The sequence below is a fragment of the Anaeromassilibacillus senegalensis genome (genome assembly GCF_001261775.1).
GTDB classification, from domain to species: domain Bacteria; phylum Bacillota; class Clostridia; order Oscillospirales; family Acutalibacteraceae; genus Anaeromassilibacillus; species Anaeromassilibacillus senegalensis.
The window spans coordinates 207,037-223,967 of record NZ_LN868536.1; the positions used below are offsets into that span (position 1 = coordinate 207,037).

At 54.8% G+C, this 16,931-nt stretch carries 11 protein-coding genes; 9 read left to right on the plus strand and 2 right to left on the minus strand.

All coding sequences use genetic code 11. The features are described from left to right. Nucleotides 1–121 precede the first annotated feature (121 nt). Nucleotides 122–1,156, minus strand: a complete 1,035-nt coding sequence (locus BN2106_RS03440) for a reverse transcriptase family protein (RefSeq protein WP_050697179.1) — start codon at nucleotides 1,154–1,156, stop codon at nucleotides 122–124. 497 nt (nucleotides 1,157–1,653) lie between these two features. Between BN2106_RS03440 and BN2106_RS03445 the strand changes: the two genes are divergently transcribed. The 7 genes from BN2106_RS03445 to BN2106_RS03475 all read left to right on the plus strand — a co-directional run bounded on the left by BN2106_RS03445 (nucleotide 1,654) and on the right by BN2106_RS03475 (nucleotide 13,873). Further along, entirely contained in the window at nucleotides 1,654–6,954 is a 5,301-nt protein-coding gene (locus tag BN2106_RS03445) for a glycoside hydrolase family 97 N-terminal domain-containing protein (protein WP_050697180.1), read from the plus strand. A 297-nt stretch (nucleotides 6,955–7,251) separates the two neighbouring features. Next, entirely contained in the window at nucleotides 7,252–8,622 is a 1,371-nt protein-coding gene (locus BN2106_RS03450) for an FG-GAP repeat protein (protein WP_050697181.1), read from the plus strand. A 73-nt stretch (nucleotides 8,623–8,695) separates the two neighbouring features. Next, nucleotides 8,696–9,400 (plus strand): response regulator transcription factor, encoded by a 705-nt coding sequence (locus tag BN2106_RS03455; protein WP_050697182.1) that lies wholly within the window; start codon nucleotides 8,696–8,698, stop codon nucleotides 9,398–9,400. Between the two features lie 36 nt (nucleotides 9,401–9,436). Then, nucleotides 9,437–10,900, plus strand: a complete 1,464-nt coding sequence (locus BN2106_RS03460; protein ID WP_242846239.1) for a sensor histidine kinase — start codon at nucleotides 9,437–9,439, stop codon at nucleotides 10,898–10,900. Beyond that, nucleotides 10,893–11,870: a DUF1385 domain-containing protein gene (locus tag BN2106_RS03465; protein ID WP_050697183.1), complete on the plus strand. Its 978-nt coding sequence runs from the start codon at nucleotides 10,893–10,895 to the stop codon at nucleotides 11,868–11,870. Before BN2106_RS03460 ends, BN2106_RS03465 begins: the two co-directional genes overlap by 8 nt. A gap of 177 nt (nucleotides 11,871–12,047) precedes the next feature. Next, nucleotides 12,048–12,902, plus strand: a complete 855-nt coding sequence (prmC, locus tag BN2106_RS03470; RefSeq protein ID WP_050697184.1) for a peptide chain release factor N(5)-glutamine methyltransferase — start codon at nucleotides 12,048–12,050, stop codon at nucleotides 12,900–12,902. A 98-nt stretch (nucleotides 12,903–13,000) separates the two neighbouring features. Further along, the gene (locus BN2106_RS03475) at nucleotides 13,001–13,873 is read left to right on the plus strand and encodes a helix-turn-helix domain-containing protein (protein ID WP_050697185.1); all 873 of its coding nucleotides are present in this window, start codon (nucleotides 13,001–13,003) and stop codon (nucleotides 13,871–13,873) included. Between the two features lie 115 nt (nucleotides 13,874–13,988). Here BN2106_RS03475 and BN2106_RS03480 read toward each other — a convergent pair whose 3' ends face one another. Continuing rightward, on the minus strand, nucleotides 13,989–14,774 hold the full coding sequence (locus tag BN2106_RS03480) for a Cof-type HAD-IIB family hydrolase (protein WP_050697186.1): 786 nt from the start codon (nucleotides 14,772–14,774) through the stop codon (nucleotides 13,989–13,991). Between the two features lie 313 nt (nucleotides 14,775–15,087). Here BN2106_RS03480 and recA point away from each other — a divergent pair, with 313 nt between their 5' ends. After that, nucleotides 15,088–16,263 (plus strand): recombinase RecA, encoded by a 1,176-nt coding sequence (gene recA, locus BN2106_RS03485; protein WP_074017397.1) that lies wholly within the window; start codon nucleotides 15,088–15,090, stop codon nucleotides 16,261–16,263. Between the two features lie 45 nt (nucleotides 16,264–16,308). After that, nucleotides 16,309–16,929, plus strand: a complete 621-nt coding sequence (locus tag BN2106_RS03490) for a regulatory protein RecX (protein ID WP_050697187.1) — start codon at nucleotides 16,309–16,311, stop codon at nucleotides 16,927–16,929. The last annotated feature ends 2 nt before the right edge of the window (nucleotides 16,930–16,931 follow it).

A 16,931-nucleotide genomic window follows, 5' to 3' on the forward strand; every position in this document is an offset into this window, starting at 1 on the left:
GGACCGCCGGTCCATGATAAAACCGGACGATATTTATGGTTTGATTATATGAGGTTTCCTAAGTTATGTCAAGTTCTGACACGGTGTTTCATTTAGAAAAAAACAGGAACCATTTGACGTTTTACAGTGCTTTTTTGCCGGCATGCGCCCGCAGCAGACCCAGGCAATAGGCGCGGTATTGCTGGAATTCCGGGTCCTCCGGACATATTTGCAAAACAAACGAGACTTTTCCCAGTAATTGGCGCAGGTATTGCTCCGGCTGGCCCGCGTCCGCGGTCCGCCCCAGATGCAGAAGATGCTCCCGCAGGCCGAAGCGGCGGATGTAATAAATTTGCTGGCGCAAATTGCGGCGGTAGGAACGGCTTACCTGAGGCGTCTCATTGATAACAACGCCGGTCACGCTTTTTCGGCATCCGCGTCCCGCAAGGACAGTCTTTTCCTCATGCAGAGTGAAGCCATACTCCGCCAGCAGGCGGCGGACAAAATGAATCAGCACTTCCGGATGAAAACATCCGGAGAAGGTCATATCGTCGCTGTAACGGGTGTATTGGATGTTCCGCCTTTCGCAATATGCGGCAATCTTGCAGTCCAGCGAATCAAAAACCAAATTGGAGAGGATGGGGCTGGAGGGCGCGCCCTGCGGTAAAACGCCGTCCAGCGTGCAGAACTGCGCCAGGTAAAAACTGAGCACGCTGTTGTAGTTGTGCGATTCGCGGCTGCCGTGCGGGTAATCTTTACAATGCCGGCCAACCTCCGGGTTCCGGCGCAGGGCATGGTCAATCGCATGAAAAACAGCGGGAAAGCGGATGCTGCCGAAGAAATTCCGGATATCCAGCTTGACCAGCAGTTCGCGGCCCACATGTGGCGCGGCGTTGTCCAAAACGGAACGGCCGGTCTGATAGGCGGTGGCATACGGAGAAACGCTGCCGTTTTTCAGCAGTGCGGCGGCGGCCCGCTGAATTTGCTTCAGTCCAGGGGACGGAACCAGGATACGCCGCGCGCCGCCGTGCTTTTTAGGAATCCAACATTCCCGATAGCTTTTACGGCGCTTGCGGCTGTCCGCGTAGGCGGCGAGCTGGTGGGAATTTTTGCGGAATTGCTCCGGTGTGAGACCGGGATAGACTGCGCGGCAAAAATCCTCCAGTGTGCGCAGCATGCAATCCCCTCCCTATGATATGTTAATTGATGACGGGGCAATACAAAAAACTTCATTTAGAAATGCAACCGCAGCCGTGTCTATTGATACACGCAGTGTATCCGGAACACGGCGAGGCTTGTTTTTCTCCCGGAATCGGGAATGACTGTCCGGCCCGGCGACTCGCCGGGCTGCCGCGCGGGAGGCGGAAGACGCTATTGCCCCGTCAATCGTACTGTAGCACATTCCGACAGAGAAATCCAGATCATACCCGTGAATTCTCAAAAATATGTCTAACCAAAAAATATCCTGTAAAAATAATCTAAAATGTTCAAAAGAACTGGAAAATATTAGAGGACAATGCTATAATACGAATGAATTGACTGATTGAATAGATTGCAATGCAGATATTTTGGAAAGGAGTGACTTTGGGGAGATCAGTCGGCGGGAAAAAGTCCCGTGTTTGACGAGTTGTAAAAAAGAAAAATGCTTCTTTAGGAGCAGAACAGGAGGAGAAAATGAAAAAAAGAAATGCACTTCGCTCTGCAATCGCGCTGATTTTGGCGGCGCAGATGGCAATGGCCAGCGGAGCAACGGTTATGGCGCAGACGGAGGACCCAGCCGCATTGATGGAGGCCGCCGCTGTGGAACAGGTGGAAGAGGCGGCCGAGCCGGAGGCGGAAACCATAGAACGCTATGTGAGCGATATGGAATATGTGAGCGCGCAGGTCGGTTGGCAAAACCTGATGATCGACGAGGGGTATGAGGATCTACCTCTTAAATTGCGTACGGAAGACGGCGGCACAAAAGTATATAATAAGGGCCTGTGCGCACATGCGGATTCTGAGGTGGTCTATGATATCGAAGGACGCGGCGCGATGCGATTCCAGTCCTATATCGGTGTCAACTACACAAAAACAAGCGGTACAGTTATTTTCATCGTAAAAGCTGACGATGAGGAAATTTACCGGAGCGAAATGATGCGGGAGTCCGATGTACAACAGTTTTTGGACTTGGAAATTCCCGAAGGAACCAAGCTTTTGACATTGATTACCGATAAGGCGGATGGCAGTAACAACTCCGACCATAGCGTCTGGGCAGATGCAAAGGTGGTTTTTGACGCATCCGTGCAGAAGGATCTGCGTATGGTCACCGCGTCCGCGGATAAGACCCTGCTGGAGGTTGATGAAAAAGCGAAGCTCAGCCTGAGCGGCGCACTTGTCGACGATTCCAAAGCGGACCTGTCCAAAGCGGACATCGTTTACACCAGCAGCGATGACAGCATTGCGGAGGTGGATGACAAGGGCGTCGTCACCGGCTTGGCGAACGGCCTGGCGACCATCACCTGCGAGGTGACGCTCGATGGGATTACAAAGACCGCTGAGGTCAATTTTATCATTGGTTCCGAGGTGGAGGGCAGAGTATGGTCCGTCGCTTCTCCGGACGGGAAAACCGGCGGAGTCTTTATGCTCGACGATCATGGAAAGCTCGCCTATTCGGCGCAGCAGAATGGACAGTCCATTCTGAATTTCTCCGCAATGGGTATGAATACCAGCGCTGCGGACTTTACAGAGGGCCTGACGTTTGTCGGCGTGACGGAGTCCAAAGAGGTGGACGAGACCTATACCGTTCATGCCCGCAAGCTGGACGCATATAAAAACCATTATAATGAGCGTGTGATTTCTTTTGAGAAGGACGGCGTTGGCTTTGACGTCACGATCCGTTCGTACGACGACGGCCTGGCGTTCCGCTATACCGTGCAGGCGGAGGACGGCGAGGAGATTGAAGTCCACGATGAGGCCACCACCTTCCAGATTCCGGCAAAATCCAAGGTCTGGTCGATGGCATACGGCAATGGAAACTTCTCCTATGAGTCCTTCTTCTATGAGAACACGGTGGAGTCCCTTGGCGGCAATCAGACCATGCCGCTCCTGTATGAGACGCCGGACGGCGCCTTCGGCATGATTTCCGAGGCGGACATCGCCGGCTATATGGGTTCCATGGTCGTAGCGAAGAACGGCACACTGAAAGTAAACGCAACCACGCAGCAGAGCGGCGACGCGGTGGTTACCGGCCCGTTTGCCTTCCCGTGGCGCTTTGTTGTGGCGGGCGACCTGGGCACCATCAATGTCAATACCATGACGGAGAACCTGAGTCCCGATCCCGACCCGGAAATGGATTATTCCTGGGCGAAACCGGGTGTTACCTCCTGGACCTGGCTGGTCGGTTACGCCGGTATGCAGAGCGATCCGAATGCGATTAAGAAATATCTGGACTTCTCCGCGGAGATGGGCTGGGATTATTTCATAATGGATGAGGGCTGGCAGCCCAGACCCGGCTCCGGGCAGGGCGACGGCGGCCGCTATTGGGGCGAATACGACTGGTTCCCCGAAGTGCGCGACTATGCGGACGAAGTGGGCATTGGCCTGTTGGCGTGGGTACACTGCGATGACCTCAATACGCCGGAGAAACGAGCCGCGCGCCTGCCCAGATGGGCGAAACTCGGCATCAAGGGCATTAAAGTGGACTTCTTTGACCGTGAGAATCAGGACAGAGTCCAGCTGATGGAAGACATTTATAAGGAATGTGCGGAGCTGGGGCTGATTGTCAACGCGCACGGCGCGAATAAACCCACCGGTGAAGTGCGTACCTATCCGAATATTATGACCCGCGAGGGCATCTACGGCCAGGAGATGGGCGACCTTAAGGCGGAGCAGTACACCATCATGCCGTTTACCCGCAATGCGGTCGGGCCGGCGGACGTGACGGAAACGGTCTATCCGCGCGGTTCTTCCACCACCATCGGCTTCCAGATGGCTGTTTCCGTGCTGTATACCAGCGGCCTGCATTGCTTTGCAAGCAGCGTAGAGGATTACCAGGGCAGCGGCGGTATTTCTTTCTATAAGAACTTCCCGGCTGTTTGGGACGGCTATCATTTTATCGACGGCTATCCGGGCGAATATACCGCGCTCGCGCGCAAGAGCGGCGAGGAGTGGTATGCGGCGGCAATTTCCACCGATGCGCGCGACGCAAAGTTCCCGCTCGATTTCCTGGACGAAGGACAGGAATATTACGCGGCGATTTATCGCGACGACGGAACCAATGCGCGCTCCATGAAGATGGAATTCCAGAAGGTGACTTCAAAAGACACCCTGACGATTCCCGTGAAAAAGGGCGGCGGCTGTGCCATTCGTCTGAGCAAAGAAAAGCCCTCCGCGGCGGAAACAATTGAGTTTGACCAATCGGAGATGACGGTCGAACGCAACCGCAGCCAGCGGATCAACGCAACCATTACGCCGGAGAAACCGGCTATTCCCAATTTGATCTGGGAGTCCAGCGATCCGGAAATTGCGACTGTGGACGGCAGCGGCATGGTCACCGGACTGAAGCCCGGCACGGCTGTTATTACGGCAAAATCTCCGGTGGATCCGAGTGTCAATGATTCCTGCACTGTTACGGTAGAGCTGGAAAAATATACGCTTGACCGGGATACGTGGGAAATCCAGCGCGAAAGAAGCGAGCATATCTCCTACACCGGCCCGAATTCCCTTGTACAGAATTCCCTGGCGGGTGACATCGATGGCAACGCCGACCTTTCGGGCCTGCCGAAGAACATGATTGTGCAGTCTATTGGTAATAAGGATTTCACCACAACCGTAAAAGTGAGCGGCGGTTTAGAAAAAGCATTCCAGACCATTTCTTTGACGGCATTTGTCAATAATAAAAACGTTATCTCCATGATGAGAAGATACCACAGCAACTTTGGCGGCAACTGTTTTGAACTGATGAAGTTTGAAAACGGATATAATGAAACTCCGGTTGCTGCGGATACACAGAAGGACGACGCTGCGTACTTGAAGCTGGAGCGCAAAGGCAATGTATTTACCGGCTATTACAGCTACGATGGGGTCAACTGGACCAAGGTTCGTGACGTGACAAGTTCCGGCGTTGCCAACGCAGCGGATGTCAAAATCGGTGTTTTTGCGACCAATGGTTCCGGCAACAACGAAAATATCAGCATTACAGTGGAAGACTTTACCTATTATGAAAATGGCGAGGGCGAAGGAACGGTCATTCCGTTTGCCGTCAGCACCGAAAAGTGTATCTTGAACGTGCCGAAGCTTGACCCGCTCGGCGTATCGCTGGGCAAGGCGTTTGAGAGCCTGAACCTGCCCAAGACCATGAAGGTCACGTTGGCGGATGGCAGCGAGAAAGAGCTGACCGTAACCTGGGAGCCAGGCGAGTATAATCCAAATGTTGCCGACACTTACACCCTGCAGGGCAGCTTTATCCTGGCAGACGGCGTGATGAACCTGGTCGGCTATCAGCCCACGCTGGATGTAGTCGTATCGCAGGAAGACCGCAGTGTAATTGTCAACTACGGCAAGAATGTAACGCTGAAGGTAAACGGCGAAGAGCAGAAGCTGGCGGACCTGATCGGCAGGTATACCCAGAAGGATGTGGACAGCGGCACGAAGCTGCAGCTGGCGTTCGCGCCGCGGCTTGAAAACGAGCTGTTCCGCTCCGTCTCCGTGGACGGCGCGGAACCGACGGTCATCAGCGGCAGAGAATACCTGTATGATTTCACAATGGGCATGGATGCGGCAAACCTGCAATTTGTCTTTGAGACGGTCAATAAGACCACGCTGGACCAGGTGGTCGCCTATGCAAAAGCGCGCATCGATGCGGGCGAAATAAAAGGTTTGCTCCCGGTGGTGCAGGAGAAGTTCATGGCGGCGTACGACGCGGCGGTCGCGGTGCAGAAGGATGCGGCGGCGACACAGGGCGAGATCAACACCGCGTGGAAAGACCTGATGAATATGCTCCACTATCTGGAGTTCAAACCGGGCGACAAGAAGGATCTCGACCATTGGATTACCGTGGCAGAGAGCATGAACGCGGACCTGTTCACAGAGGCGAGCTGGGCAGTCGTCGCAAACGCATTGGCAGAAGCCAAGGGCGTGATGGCAGACGAAAATGCGCTGCAGGGCGATATTACAAAGGCGCGGGATACCCTGTATGACGCGATTATGGCTCTGGTGGACAAGGTAGACCGCACAGAGCTGGATGCGTTCATTGCGGAAGGCACGAGAATCGAAGGCATTCTGGATACCGATTACCTGCCGGTTGGACAGGAAGCGTTCAAGGCGGCATTGAAAGCGGCGAGAGAGCTGCCGGCGGATGCAGACCAGGCGGCGGTCAACGCAGCGGCGCTGCGGCTGGTAGAAGCCATGTCGGGCCTGCGCCTGATCCCGACCAGAGAAGCGCTGAAAGAACAGATCGACGCGGCAGAGAGTATCGACCGCAGCCTGTACACAGCTTCCAGCCTGATGACTCTGGACGAGAAGATTGCGGCGGCGAAGGATGCGTACGAGAATGCGGAGACGCAGGAAGAGATTACAAAAGCGTTTGACGAGCTGGTGGACGCACAGGAGAAGCTGACGAAGAGGCAGGAAAATGGCAAGACGAGCTCCGGCAGCAGCACCAGCGTTGCGGACAACAGCTACGGTTCCGCGGGCACAGCGGTTGCCGGCGCGCAGAACACGGCGGCCTATGTACGCTCGGATACGACGATGAACTTTGCGCTGAAGAGAGGGCAGGCGTACTGCTTCAAGATGACGGTGTTCAACGGCAATGGCCTGGCGCCAAACTTCACGGTTGGCGACGGCAGCGTGCTGAAGACGCAGTTTGTGGCGCAGATCGGCAACGATTACTACTTCAGAGTGTGGGCAATTGGCGCGCCGGGCACAAGCGCGGGCGTGTATACCTCTCTGAACGGTAAGGAAGCCGTCAAGCACTGCACGGTTTCGATCGCTTAATTGCGGGCCTTATGGCCGCTGGGTGAGCCAGCAGTCTGAATCATATGCAGTATCAGCGAGGGAGGCCCTCCGGCAATCGCCGGAGGGCCTCTTTCCGTTCTTTGGCGATGCAGTTACATATTTGATACTGTTCATTTATTTGGGAAGATGGTATAATAACCTCACGCCGTAAGCGGAAGCAGAGCTTCCGACGGCTGGGCAAACATTGTACTGTTTGCGATGGAGGCTGCGCCTCTTTTATGGTATAATAAATAAAATCTGACACAAAAAAGATGGAGAATAGAGGAGGCGGATCACATGCGAAAGAGAATCTGTACGATTGGCAATGCATTGGCGGCGGCTGTATTGATTGTTTCCCTGTTTTCCGGCTGTTCGATCTCCGCTCTTGATACGCAGGCGCTGATGCGTCCGCCGCGCCCCACAGGAGAGCGCGCGCAGATTCATGACGAGCTGGAAAAGTCCGCGGGCGATGGACTGGTATTGAAATATCCCAGCCGCGGCAGTTATCGCTCGGCCGTGGTCATGCACGATCTGGTTAATTTGGGGCAGGAGGATGCCATAGCGTTTTATCAGAAAAAGGGGGAAAATGCCGGACTCAACGTCATGTTTATCCACAAGGAGGACGGCGCCTGGAAAACCATCGGTTCGTTCAGCAATCCCGCCAGTACGGTGGACGAGATTTGCTTTGGCGACGTAAACGGCGACGGACGGGATGAGGCCGTCATTGGCTGGGGCAGCAACCTGAATAATTCCACTGCTATCTACGTCTATTACTATGAAGACGGGCAGATGCAGGAGCTTCGGATGGACCAGTCGTATACGGAAATGGTGGTCATGGACTTTGACGACGATCTCAACGATGAAATTCTGACTGCCAGTGTTACCGTGGGCGATCAACCTGCTGCAGCCCGGCTGCTGCGGGTAAAAAACGGCAAGCCGGAAATTATCGGTTCCGCCAACCTGGACCGCGGCGTCACCAATTATGTCAATGTGGCCGCGGGACTCATCAGCGAAACGGGAGACCTGAAGGGCGTGGTTTTGGACGGCAGTAAAAGTGCCGACATGCGCGTGACGGAAATTTTGTACTGGGATAAGGATGCGTCCCTGCTGCGGTCCCCGTTCTACGACAGTTATTCGCAGACTGCCAATTATACCGCGAGGCGGACGCAGGCTATTTCGCAGGCCATCGGAGGCGGCAGGATTATCGAAATACCGATTGTCACCCCACTGCCGGGCTTTACCGCTGACACCGCGGTGGATGAAACGAGCTATCTGACCAATTTCCACCGTTTTAACGCAAAGGATAACATGCTGGTGCGCAGTGTGTCCATGTTGATGGATTATGCGGACGGATATTCCTTTTTGGTCCCGGATATGTGGCGCGGCAAGGTGACGACGCGGATGGATGCCGCGACGCGAACACTGACATTCTATGAATGGGTCGTTTCCGATCAGGCCACCAATTCCGGTGCAATGGGGGCGCCTTTGCTGCGCCTGCGGGTTTTCGCGGAGGGAGATTGGGTGGACGGGAAGGACACGGATGGGTATTACCGGATTATGGAATCCAACAGCCTGATCTTTGCCGCGTCGATTCCCAGTCCGGACCATATGTTGTCTCTCAATATCAGCGACATTAAGAGCGGGTTTAAACTAATTCAGACAGATTAAAGGTTTTATGCGGTATGGGTTGTGCCGAGGGGAAAATAGCAGCCGGGTTCCGGCGGAAGGGAGTTGTATCAAAGTGAAAAAGGTATTGGTAGCGGAAGATGAACAGGCGATCCGCGAATTTGTTGTCATCAACCTGAAGCGTGCGGGATATGACGCATATGAGGCCTCCAATGGGGAGGAAGCGCTGGAGGTATACGAGCGGGAGGGCCGCAACTTCGATGTGGCGATTCTCGATATCATGATGCCCGGCCAGTTTGACGGCCTGGCTGTCTGTAAGGAGCTGCGCAAGCAGAGCGGCTCTATCGGAATCATTATGCTTTCCGCGCGGACACAGGAGATGGACAAGGTCAGCGGCCTGATGATGGGCGCCGACGATTATGTGACAAAACCGTTCAGCCCTTCCGAACTGGTAGCGCGTGTGGATGCGGTCTACCGCCGGGTGGCGCTGGCGCAGATGCGCGATGAAAATAATTTCCGCGAGGAGATCCGCTCCGGAGACTTTGCATTGAATCTGCGCAACCGCACGCTGATGAAAAAGGGCGTGCCGATCGAACTGACGCAGGTGGAATTTCAGATTATGGAGTATTTCTTTTCCAATCCGACCACGGCGCTGGACCGTTCCGATATCCTCAAGCATGTCTGGGGAGAAGCGTACTACGGGGAGGAAAAGATTGTGGACGTCAACATCCGCCGCCTGCGGATGAAGGTAGAGGACGAACCCAGCAATCCCAAGCACATTGTTACTGTGTGGGGCCTGGGTTACAAATGGGAAGCATAAGAAATTTGTCGATTCGACAGGAAGGAGGGGACCGTCGTGCAGATTCAGACGAAAGGAATCACAAAACGCTGGCTTTTAAACAGCCTTGGTGTTATACTGGTTTTGATCGTTACCCTGGTCCTCTCCCTGTCTTTTGCGATCCAAAGTTATATTTATTACGGGATCCAGCAGACGATCAACGGGCGTTCCGATGAAATCACGAACGTCTTTTCCGATTATGGCAGGCGTTCCCCGCGGGATTTTTCTGTGGCGGCACGAAACTATGTAGAAAACTTTCCCAATAAGGAGAGCATGGAGCTGATGGTCTTCAACTCCAACGGGCGCATTATCACCACGTCCGTCGGCTTTGCACCGGACGAATCGCAGCCCATGCCGGATTACAATCTGGCGTTGACGGACCCGGACGGCTATGGCACCTGGACGGGGGAACTGACCAGTGGGGAAAAGGTGATGGCGGTGACGCGGGTTATCCGCAATGACGCCGGCAGTTTTGTTGGTGGAGTGCGCTACGTCGTCTCTTTGGAAGAGGCGGACAAGCAGATCGGTATGATCGTGTTTATCCTGATCCTGGCGGGCGCGGTTATCATTTTGATCATCATCACCACGAGTTATTATTTTATGAAATCGATTATTACGCCGGTCAAGGAGATTGGCGCAATTGCGCAGCGTATCGCCCAGGGCGATTTCAAGGCGCGCATTGAAAAATACAACGACGATGAGATCGGCCAGCTGTGCAGCACCATCAACGACATGGCGGTGGAGCTCGGCGCGGCGGAAAAGATGAAAAACGACTTTATTTCCTCCGTTTCCCATGAACTGCGCACGCCGCTCACGGCCATCAAGGGCTGGGCAGAAACAATGCAGGGCGGCGGAATGGACGACGATACCTTTGAAAAGGGTATGAGTGTCATCATCCGCGAATCGGAGCGGCTTTCCGGCATTGTGGAGGAGCTTCTCGACTTCTCCCGCATGCAGAGCGGCCGCATGACCTTAACCATGGATAAAATCGACATTCTGGCGGAGCTGGGCGAAGCGGTCTACATGTTCAGCGAGCGCGCGAAGACAGAGCATAAATTCCTGCTGTACGATGAGCCGCAGATGCTGTCTCCTGTGCTGGGAGACGTCAACCGCCTGCGCCAGGTGTTTGTCAATATTATCGACAACGCGTTGAAATACACGGAAGAGGACGGCACCATCGGGATTTCCGCTCAGGAGGAGCACGGCTATATCCGGGTTGTCATCAGCGACAACGGCTGCGGGATCCCGCCAGAACATCTTCCCAATGTGAAAAAGAAATTTTATAAGGCGAATCAGACGGTCCGCGGCTCCGGCATCGGGTTGGCGCTCGCCGATGAGATTATGCGGCTGCACTCCGGCAGCCTGGAAGTGGAGAGTCATGAGAATGTGGGCACGGCTGTGACCATTCGCATTCCCACGTTGAAACAGAAGGCGGCGGAACCGGAGCCGGACAAAGAAAGGATATCCGAACAGAATGGCTAGAGAAGAGACAAAACGCATTACATCGATAGGCGGGCAGGCGCTGATTGAAGGCATCATGATGCGCGGCCCGAAACGGACGGAAATCTCCGTCCGCATGAGCGACGGAACGATTTCGTCGGAAACGCTGGACACAAAAGGCCTGCGGGAAAAGTATAAATTCTGGCGGCTGCCGCTGCTGCGCGGCATCGCGGGCTTTATCGATTCCCTCACCGTGGGTTACAAGGCCCTGAGCATTTCCGCGGATAAGGCGGGTCTGGACGATGACGAGGGAGAACCTTCCAAGTTTGATCTGTGGGTGGAGCGCGTCTTCGGCGATAAGCTGATGGGTGTGCTGATGGCGATCAGTTCCGTGCTGGGCGTATTGCTGGCAATCGGCCTGTTTTTCTTTTTACCCACCTGGATTTTTAATCTGGTGCGCGACTATCTGGCGGGACCGGGGATCGAGGGCTGGCGTTCCCTTGTGGAGGGCGTCATGCGCATCGGAATTTTTGTACTATACATTGCGCTGGTCGCACAGATGCCGGATATCAAGCGTGTGTTTCAATATCACGGCGCAGAACATAAGACGATTTTCTGTTATGAAAACGAAGAGGAACTCACAGTGGAGAACGTTCGCCACCACAGCCGGTTCCATCCGCGCTGCGGCACCAGTTTTATGATTATCATGCTGCTGTTGGGCGTACTCATTGGGTTTTTCATCCCGTTTACCAACCCGTTCCTGCGCACGGTGGTTAAGCTGCTGTGCATCCCGCTGGTGGTGGGCATCGGCTTTGAGCTGATCCGTGTCTGCGGCAAGTATGACAACACGCTTACTCGCATCATTGCGGCGCCCGGCCTGTGGATGCAGCGCCTGACGGTAAAAGAGCCGGACGACAGTATGATCGAGGTTGCCATTGAGGCGATGAAAGCAGTCATTCCGGCGGACGGTGCAGACCTGAAATGCCCTGTCACCGGGAAGAAATCAGCGTAAAGGAAAAAGAACAATTGCATGGAGAGGTTGTCTCAAAATGCATGTTTTATACAATAATAGTGGCAGGATTAAGATCCCCCCGCCTTTGGCGGGGGGATTGCCCAATTCGGCCGGTTTTTTGTTCTCCCAATCGTGAGACGAATGCAATTTTTCACTGTACGGAAGGAGTGAGAATCGATGACATTGCGCGAAACCTACCAAAAGGGAAAGATGCTATTGCAGGATGCGGAAAACGAGGTTCCTGCCTTTGATGCGATCTGCCTGTTTCAAAAAACATTTGGTTTGGACCGGCAGCAGTTGATCCTGCACGGGGAACAGGCAGCCAAACCAGAGCAGGCGGAGGCTTTTCTGGCTCTGTGCGGGGAGCGGGCGCAGGGGCGTCCACTGCAATACATCCTGGGTGAATGGCCTTTCATGGACTTTACACTCACCGTAGGGGAGGGGGTGCTCTGCCCGCGGGAGGAGACGGAACTGCTGGTATATACGGCGGCGGAACGTTTAAAAGGGCGCAGGAACATCCACGCCGTAGACCTGTGCGGTGGCAGCGGCGCGGTTGCGCTGGGGCTGGCGTCGCTGCTGCCGGAGGCAGAGATTGCCTGCGTGGAGCGGTATGAGGAAGCGTATCGCTATTTGGAAGAAAATATTCGGCGGACCGGTTTTTCCAATGTAACGCCCCTGCGGCTCGATGTACTGGAGCCGTCCAGCGCCGTGCGGCTGGAAGCGCTTGACGCCATCGTTTCCAATCCGCCGTATGTGCGGGCGGAGGAAATTCCGCAGCTGCAAGCGGAGGTGCGGCGGGAACCGCGCACCGCGCTGGATGGTGGCGCGGACGGCTTGCTGTTTTACCGGGCCATTGTAAACCTTTGGCTGCCAAAACTGAAACCGGGCGGCGTTGCGGCGGTGGAGATCGGGGAAAATCAGGGTGGACCGGTTCAGGAGCTGTTTGAATGCGCCGGATTGGAATATGTGAAGGTCATTAAAGACTTCAACGGCTTGGACCGGGTAGTGGTGGGAAGCCGGCATTTTCTTTAAGGAAGAATGCTTCGCACCTGCAAACGGCCGCACAAAAAGTCACGAAGAATGATGACAATCCTCCTATAATGAGAAGCACAGAGAAGGGACGACACAGTATGAATTGGATCAGTGGACTGCAAAGCGCGATTGACTACATCGAAGACCATCTGACAGAGGAGTTGGACTATGCGGAGATTGCCCGGAAGGCGTATTCCTCCAGCTTTCATTTTCAGCGGGTGTTTGGAATCCTTTGTGGGTACACGCTGGGCGAGTATATTCGCAACCGGCGGTTGACGCGGGCGGCGGCTGATCTTCTTCTGTCGGACGCAAAGGTGATCGACGTCGCGCTGCAATACGGCTACGACAGCCCGGAAAGCTTCAGCCGCGCGTTTGCGAGATTTCACGGTGTTACGCCGTCACAGGCAAAGAAGGACCGTACCGCGCTCAAATCGTTTTCCCGACTCTCTGTGAAACTGATTTTAGCAGGAGGTACTGTAATGGATTACAGAATGGAAAAAACAGACGCGATGGAGATTGTGATGAAGAAGGAACGGTTCACCGGTGGCAGTGAGGTGAGCAAAATGCAGATCCCGGCCCTTTGGGACCGGAGTTGTGCGGACGGCACGATTCCAATGCTTTGCCAGCACTTGGATCCCGGTAGCCCGCTGGGGGAAGCGGTCATCGGCGTCAGCCTCAGCGACCCGGAAGAGGGGGACTTTGATTATGGAATCGGTGTGGCCAGTAAAAGCGAACAGATCGAAGACGGTTTGTCAAGGGTGAGCCTTCCCGCCGCCACGTGGATTGTTTTTCCGTGCAGGGGAAAGATTCCTGACGCGTTCTTTACCTTGATTAAGCGCATTTATTCGGAGTTTTTCCCGACGAGCGAATACCAGCCGAACGGCATGTGCCTGGAGGTGTATCCCGGAGACAAGATCGATATGGAGGACTATTACGGCGAGTTCTGGATTTCCGTTGAGAAAAGAGGATAAGACCGAGTTATAAAGAATTGGATAGAAATGCTCCCCTCGCCCAGGCGGGGGGAGCATTTCTATCCAGACGAATCTTTGATGCATTCTAACAACTTAGGTAAAATTAATTTTGTATTTACAGAATCCGAAAATGCTTTAATGCGTTGAGAATCCCGTCGTGGTCGACATCGTCGGTCACATAGTCGGCCATCCGTTGGACGTCCTTGCCAGCGTTGCCCATCGCGACACCGGTGTGCACACAGGTGAACATCTCTGTGTCATTGCCGCCGTCCCCGAAGGCCATGCTTTCCTCCGGAGAGATACCGTAGGCTTCCAGGCATTTCAGGATGCCGGTCGCTTTTCCGCCCTCTTTGGGAATCACGTCCATAAAGAGCGGATGCCAGCGCACAGACCGGCAGCCGGGAAGGCGCCGGAAGAATGCTTCTTCCTCCTCCGTGTCGACAAATGCGCTCAGCTGATATGTGCGGTGTGTAAAAATCCGGTTTGGATCGTCAAAGGGTTCTTTAAAAGCTGTGTCGCCCAGCTGTTCCCACATCTGCAAAACGCGCGGCGTTGCCCGGTTCAGGTAGATGTAGTCCAGCTCCATAAAATCGCAGGCAATCTGTTTTTCTTCCAAATAAGGTAGGATATTTGCCAGGTCCTCCGACGGGATCCATTGTTCATGCAGCACGCCGGCGTCATTGAAGCAGTATTGGCCGTTTGTGGTGATGTAGCCGTCAAAGGGAAACGGAAGGAGGTTTTTAATATGCGCGACGCCGGAGGGAGGCCGGCCGGTGGCGATAAACAGCTTGATTCCCTTGGCCCGCAGCGCTTCTAGCGCGTATTGCGTGCTGGCCGGGACCTGGTGCGTCTGAAAGCTGACCAGCGTCCCGTCGATGTCAAAAAAGACCGCTTTTATCATCGGAAAATCCTTTCTGTGGAGCCTAAAAAATTTTTAGGGTGTATCCTATATTTCTTTATATATTATAGCGCGCCGCAGGCAGGGAAGCTATTCGCTTTCTGCCCAATCCTGTTCGGATTCCGCTGTTTTTTCCATGTTCTTTGATGGCGGCGCAAAGAGATTTAAAACGGAATATTTGTTCGATAATTGCGCCGAATACATTGCAATTTTGGTTGGGATACAGTATAATAAATACATATTTTCCGCTGATCGATTGCGCCGGAGCGATTTCCGGCGCTTTTACTGAATGATCACAACGGACCGGAGGTAAAAAATGGCCATTGATAAAAGCAGGGGTGCCGGAGCGGCCGGCAAAACCATGGATAAAAAGACGGCGTTGGAAACGGCGCTTGCGCAGATTGAAAAGCAGTTTGGCAAGGGTGCGGTGATGCGTCTGGGCCAGAACGAGGCCATGCAGGTGGAAGCGATTCCCACAGGCTCTCTTTCCCTGGACCTTGCGCTGGGCATCGGCGGCCTGCCGCGCGGCCGTATTGTAGAAATTTACGGCCCGGAAAGCTCCGGTAAAACCACGCTGGCGCTGCACTGCATCGCGGAAGGCCAGAAGAACGGCGGTAACGCCGCCTTTATCGATGTGGAGCACGCATTGGACCCGGTCTATGCGCGCGCGCTGGGCGTAGATGTGGACTCTTTGCTGGTTTCCCAGCCGGACACCGGCGAACAGGCGCTGGAGATCACAGAGGCGCTGGTGCGTTCCGGTGCGATCGACGTCATCGTTGTCGACTCTGTAGCGGCGCTGGTGCCGCGTGCGGAAATTGAGGGAGAGATGGGCGATGCCCACGTCGGCTTGCAGGCGCGCCTGATGAGCCAGGCGCTGCGCAAGCTGGCGGGCGCAATCTCCAAGTCGAACTGTGTGTCGATCTTCATCAATCAGCTGCGTGAAAAAGTCGGCGTCATGTACGGCAACCCGGAGGTTACCCCCGGCGGCCGCGCGTTGAAATTTTATTCCTCTGTGCGCATTGACATCCGCCGGATCGAGACGCTGAAAAACGGCACGGAGCAGATTGGTTCCCGCACGCGCGCCAAGGTGGTCAAGAATAAGATTGCGCCGCCGTTCCGCGAGGCGGAGTTTGACGTGATGTACGGGCGCGGGATTTCGCGCGAAGGCGAACTGCTCGACCTTGCCGTCAAGCTGGACATCATCCAGAAGAGCGGCGCGTGGTTCTCCTATAAGCAGGAGCGCCTGGGGCAGGGCCGCGACAATGTGAAAACCTTCCTGGCGGGCAATCCGGAGGTGGCCGGTGAGGTAGAGAAGCTGGTGCGCGAGAATATCAGCACGCTCTACGCCAAATCCACCGCGCCGATTTCCACCAATGCTTCTCCGGCAAAGCCGCTTACCGTGCCGGAACCGGCGGCAGCGCCCGCGCCTGCACCCGCGGTCAGCCGTGCCGCATCGGCAAAAATTGACATAGAAGCGGACGACGACGAATAAGATACATTACAGGTATTTAAAGCCTGAGAAAAGGATGGAACCCATTTGCTGATTACGGCGATTGAACCGCGGCGCAAACGCCTCTCCGCGCTGTATTTGGACGGGGAATTCGCGCTTAAGCTGGACACGGAAACGCTGTTGTGTTCCGGGTATCAAATCGGCATGGAGCTGGACGACGAGCAGCTTCATGCGCTGATCCAGCGCAGCGAAAGCCGCCGCGCACAGGAAAAAGCACTCTATCTGCTGGAGCATCGAAACCACTCCAGGAAAGAATTGGCGGACAAAATTGCGCGCACCGTGGGCCATGAGGCGGCGGCGCGCGCAGCGCAGCATATGGAGGAAATTGGTCTGGTGGACGACGAACGCTTCGCGCGGGGCCTGGCGGCAGAGCTGCTGCACCGCAAGGGCTATGCCGCCCGCCGGGCGGAATACGAGCTGCTGCAAAAGGGAATCGACCGGGAACTGACGCGCGAAATCATAGAAGAAATGGAACCGGACCCGGGGGAAATGCTCCAAACCCTGATTGAGCAGAAGTACCTGCGTTCTCTTGGCGATGAGAAAGGCCGCCGCCGCGTCTTTGCCGCACTGCAAAGGCTTGGCTACCAGAGCGGGGATATCCGCGCGGCGCTGCGAAACTATATGGACGATGAAAATGAGGATGAATAAAA